Annotated in this window: 1 protein-coding gene; it reads left to right on the top strand. The window is 41.7% G+C overall.

The window, feature by feature from the left end; all coding sequences use genetic code 11:
• Positions 1–34: 34 nt before the first annotated feature.
• The gene (locus F0L74_RS34465; protein ID WP_149842205.1) at positions 35–823 is read left to right on the top strand and encodes a hypothetical protein; all 789 of its coding nucleotides are present in this window, start codon (positions 35–37) and stop codon (positions 821–823) included.
• Positions 824–1,085: the final 262 nt, after the last annotated feature.

Genomic DNA, 1,085 nt, shown 5'->3' with positions numbered 1-1,085 from the left:
TATATACCGATTGGTCACATAACAGACCACTAAAATGAAGCCTATATTTTTGGTATTACTCGTCGCTACAAGCGCCTACGCTGCACCATCGGTGACCATCAATCAATACAGTGATAATGAAATTCCACGCGACATTGATGATGGAAAAGCTAGTTCCGTAATCTCACGTGCATGGGACTACGTCGATGACACTGACAAAAGCATCGCCATCCTCAACGTTCAAGAGATCTTGAAGGACATGGCCAGCCAGGGCGATTATGCAAGTCAAGCATCAGCGGTGGCCCAAACCGCCGGAATTATCGCCCATCTATCTGCCGGTATCCCCGGTGATGCCTGTGCAGCCGCTAACGTCATTAACTCTTACACAGACGGCGTCAGGTCCGGAAACTTCGCCGGCTTCAGACAATCTCTCGGTCCCTTCTTCGGACACGTGGGACAAAACTTGAATCTTATCAATCAACTCGTCATCAACCCTGGTCAACTCCGATACTCTGTCGGACCAGCCCTGGGTTGTGCCGGAGGTGGAAGAATCTATGACTTCGAAGCCGCTTGGGATGCAATCTTAGCCAGCAGTGACTCTAGTTTCTTAAATGAAGAGTACTGCATCGTCAAGAGATTGTACAACTCTCGCAACAGCCAAAGCAACAACATCGCTGCCTATATAACCGCTCACTTACTTCCACCAGTTGCTCAAGTGTTCCACCAATCAGCTGGATCAATCACAGACCTCCTGAGAGGCGTTGGCAACGGTAATGACGCGACCGGTTTAGTTGCTAATGCTCAAAGATATATTGCACAAGCAGCCAGCCAGGTTCACGTCTAAATAAGAACTGTAAATAATGTATATATATAATTATATAAAAGATATATATAACCATATACAAACATATATATCATTATAAGACAATCTACCTATATAAAAACAGACTAAAATTAATAATTATGTATACTTTAATTGTGTTTAGGACATTTTATGCAAATTGTGTTTGCGTTAGGATTTTTTTTGGAAGTTTTTTAGATTATTTATGAATATATAAATAAATATACGTTAATATAATATATATTATATAAATCAACGACACGGC

This window comes from Chitinophaga agrisoli, assembly GCF_008386695.1.
Taxonomy (GTDB): domain Bacteria; phylum Bacteroidota; class Bacteroidia; order Chitinophagales; family Chitinophagaceae; genus Chitinophaga; species Chitinophaga agrisoli.
This window is presented reverse-complemented; position numbering and strand designations above follow the sequence as displayed.